This is a genomic window from Dokdonella sp., from assembly GCF_049593775.1.
In the GTDB taxonomy this organism is placed as follows: Bacteria; Pseudomonadota; Gammaproteobacteria; order Xanthomonadales; family Rhodanobacteraceae; genus Dokdonella.
In genome coordinates, this window is record NZ_JBAWHJ010000256.1 from 1 (window position 1) to 3,770 (window position 3,770).

At 59.8% G+C, this 3,770-nt stretch carries 5 protein-coding genes; 1 reads left to right on the forward strand and 4 read right to left on the reverse strand.

The window, feature by feature from the left end:
- Positions 1-579: hypothetical protein (locus WBP53_RS09020; protein ID WP_423928086.1), on the forward strand; the 579-nt coding region annotated here is incomplete at its 5' end.
- A gap of 133 nt (positions 580-712) precedes the next feature.
- On the opposite strand, the gene WBP53_RS09025 is transcribed toward WBP53_RS09020, so the two are convergent.
- The 4 genes from WBP53_RS09025 to WBP53_RS09040 form a co-directional block, all read right to left on the reverse strand.
- On the reverse strand, positions 713-970 hold the full coding sequence (locus WBP53_RS09025) for an energy transducer TonB (RefSeq protein ID WP_423928088.1): 258 nt from the start codon (positions 968-970) through the stop codon (positions 713-715).
- Positions 971-1,452: 482 nt separating this feature from the next.
- A complete protein-coding gene (locus WBP53_RS09030) occupies positions 1,453-2,571 on the reverse strand; it encodes a choice-of-anchor Q domain-containing protein (protein WP_423928090.1) in 1,119 nt (372 codons plus the stop codon).
- A 173-nt stretch (positions 2,572-2,744) separates the two neighbouring features.
- Positions 2,745-2,969, reverse strand: a complete 225-nt coding sequence (locus WBP53_RS09035; RefSeq protein ID WP_423928092.1) for a hypothetical protein — start codon at positions 2,967-2,969, stop codon at positions 2,745-2,747.
- Positions 2,970-3,072: 103 nt separating this feature from the next.
- Positions 3,073-3,770, reverse strand: a 698-nt coding sequence (locus tag WBP53_RS09040) for an alpha/beta fold hydrolase (RefSeq protein ID WP_423928094.1), incomplete at its 5' end; no start/stop codon positions are given.

Below are 3,770 nucleotides of genomic sequence, written 5' to 3' on the forward strand. Positions count from 1 at the left end.
GACCTTCGCATGCAGCTCGTGCGCGACGATGCCAATGACATCCGTATTCTCTACAACCGGACGGACATGCTGCCAGGTCCGATTGACCGTACCAACGCTCGCGAGTTGGTCAGGTCCTATCTTGACCAGCGCCTGGCATACGCCGACAAATCCAATATCGAAGCCGCGCGGATGCACGCTGTCCTGCTCGATTCGAAGCAGATTGAAAAGCGTCTGTGGGACATCGTCATGCGCAATGTCCATGGCGACATGAACTCCGACTACGCGGCCCTGCTGGTCGAATCATTGAACGAAGTGGCCACCGCCCAGGCGTCGCGGGTGGATGTTGTCAGCGAATCACGGATTCCCACCGGTATTTGGGTGGTGCTGTACGGACTGACCATCCTTGGAATGATGAGCATTGGCTATCACTCGGCGATCGTTCAATCCAAGCGCTCGAAGGCCACGGTATTGCTGGCGCTTTCCTTTGCCACAGTCATCAGCTTCCTGATATCCATGGACCGGCCTGACGGATACATCGAGGTAACCCAGCAACCGCTGATCGACCTGAAAGACTGGATCGCGGAAGGGGAATCCTGAAACCGCGCTCCTGACCCAAGCCGGAAGCGACCACAGAACCTAGTTGCACAGGCACCTACCCGGCAGCATTCGCGGCCTGGCCCCTCTAAAAAGGCAATCGGTGCATACACGCCACCCCCAATCTGATCGCTTGCTACTGATTGAGGTTGAACTGCATGGGCACCAGAACATAGCCGCGGATTGGGCTTCCATTCTCCATGCCGACGTTGAAATCCCAGCGTTTCACTGCAGCGATTGAGGCCCGATCGAGTTCCTCATATCCGCTGGACCTGTCCAGGATGATTTCCTCGGGCTTGCCATCAAGACCCACCAGAACTTTCAGAACAACCTCGCCTTCCATTCGCTCGCGCACAGCCTGAGGCGGATACTTTGGTGGTCGCTCCCTGCGCATGAGGCGGATCTCGCTCGGTGCTCTATCTGCCAGCGGAGCCGGAGCCGCTGCCCGCTCGGCCTGTGTGCGGTCTTCCGATTGTGGATTCGAAGTCGAAGCCGAGCCGGGAGGATTCCCGTCGCATCCCGCAAGACCGAAGCAAAGCACTAGTAGTGCCCAGAAGGGGGACTTTCGGGCGCAAGCGAACAAGTCGCTGGCCCTGGTCGTGTTCAAATGCGAATTCCGCCGGACACCCATGATGCCACCCTCCGAAACAAGACAGGAAAGCCACAAACCTGCCGCGATCATACTGCCTGTTTCGATACTTTGCGCAAGAAGTGGAACCCTCCATTCCTGAAAAGCCACAATCCCGGCACCCAACACCCTTTGGACGTTTCGCCCATCTCTCACGCCTGCGGAAACTGCCTGATCCGGCAATCGTAAGTTGCTGCAGATGGGGGGCGGTTGTTCCGGCCTGCTGTTATCGACCGCGCGTTCCTGGCCTACTCGAAGCCGTTTGCAAAGATCGCATTCCGCTCGATCGCGCCCAGGTCACAAGTGCCTGGTTGTGTTCGCGCCGCGCCACGCTGATCGAAGTCCAGGCATAATGTTGCGTCACCAACGCCAAGTGCCGGACTGCTGTCACTTGGCATATGGGTCGGGGTGACGCCTCCGTTGTCTGCGAGGGGGCCAAGCAACGGATCGCTGTTGAAGTCCCGAGGGCAGTTTCCCGTTTGGGAGAGCAGCCCCACGGACGTGGACGTGCCGCCGGAAATCTCGCAATCCTTGCCAACATTACCGGCAATCACGCTATTGAGCAGGGTCGTGTCGGCACTGAACGCGAACAGGCCACCGAACGAGTTGGTCAACTGGCCGGTGTTGTTTGTGACGGTGATATGGTCGGCGAGCAGGGTTCCACGATTCTGGATCGCACCCTCGCTGATCGTCGAACCATTCTCGGCGACGTTGCCGCTGAACGTGCTGTTGTAAAGCTCGGCGTCACCGCTGTTGAAAATGGCCGCGCCGCGCTGCGAGATATTGGCATCGAACGTGCTTTGCTCGACAAGCAATGTCGCTCCGACTGCATTGAAGATGGCCCCGCCACCCAGATTGTTGGCCGGACCGGAGCGATTGCCATCAAACCGACACTCGCTGGCGGAGAGTGTGCCGTCATTGCGAATGGCACCACCCAGCTCGGCTCCGTCCAATACACCATTGCTCAGGCGCAGCCGCCGAAGGGCCAGCGAAGCACCCTCGACCACACGAAAGATGCGATTGCCCGGACCACCGCTGATCTGCAATAGCGCGGCTTCGGTACCGGCCAGCTCATCCGATACATCGCTGGCATCGATGGTGAGGTTCCTCTCGATGACGATTTCGGTGGCGAGCTGGATTGGCAGATTGTCGGCAAACCTGATGATCCCGTTCGGACACGCATTGAGCACGGCCTGACGAAGCGATCCGCTACCCGAGTCGTTGGTATTGATCACGCGCAGACTTGTCGTGCAATCCTGCGGCGGATCACCGCCGGAGCTCGCATGTGCGAGGTTGGCAGCCGACGCCTGGGATTCAAGGACGCAGGCAAACAGGAAGAAGACACTGGCAATCTTCGTGGTTGTCATGGCGAATTTCCGATTGAGGAATTGGAAGGCTGCCCGCGAAGCGCTCACGGATGTGCCGGAAACCTGCATGAAATCAGCCGATCGTTTGAGTCAGCGTGGTAGTGCGCGTGGAAATTCAGACCGCAGGCGATTTCGCCCGCAGCAATACCGATTGCCGCAAGGATCGGTTCCGGTTAGCTCGCTCGCGACAAGTCGATAGTCGACTGCGAGAGGACGCTGGCCGGATTCGGGGTGCCAGAACGCGCACCCATCTGCGCCGCATCGAGCCAGGCGCACATCGCCGCGCGAGCATGCTCATCGTTGCGCACAAGAAACAGGGCGGCGCCCGGTTCAGTCAGTTCGATCGAGGCCGACTGGGTTTCGGCACCCGTGGCATAGGCAAAAATGCAGGAAAACATGGCTTTGTATCCGTTGGATCGCCCTCGAACGGGCGGCAGGGTGACTCATTGGACCTGCCCGTCGTTTGACCCAGCGTGGTAGCCAGCGTGGAAATTGAATCCTTCAGCCTGCGAGAAAGCCGCGAACGGACGCAAGGAACGCCTGCGATGCCGGTTCACGCCCGAGCAGCAGGTGATTTGGGCTGTCGAGACCGACAAATTCCGCATCGGGAATGGCTGTGGCAAGCTCCCTGCCGGTACCGAACGGAATGCGCTGGTCGCCGCGGCTGTGGATGACCAGGGTCGGAACCTGCAGGTCGGAAAGTCTTTGCCGCACGTCTATTCGCGAGAACGCCTCGAGGAAGCGCACCGCATTCTTCGGCGAGGTCGTACGTCGCTGAAAGTCGTCGAACCAGGTCAATTCCTCGATCGTCGCGGAGGGCATGAAGCTTTGCGAGAACAGGTGCCGATAGGCCGGGTCGTCACGTCCCCAGCCTGCCTCCGTAAGCACCATGATCGCCTCGCGCTCCCGGGTTTCTTCCGGCGTCGCCACATGCCGCCAGCCCGCCGCGTAGCCACCAAACAGGATCAGATGCGAAACGCGCTCGGGATGTCGCGCCGCGTATTCGATGGATACCGAGGCGCCCTGGCTGATGCCGAGCAGCGGAAAGCGCTCAAGACCGGCCGCATCGACAACGGCCTCCAGATCGGTGACGAAGGTCTCGAAGCTGATTTCGGCAACCTCCCAATCCGAAAGGCCACAGCCGCGCTCGTCATAGCGGACAAGACGACGATGCTGGGCAAGGTCGCGGAACAGCGGAC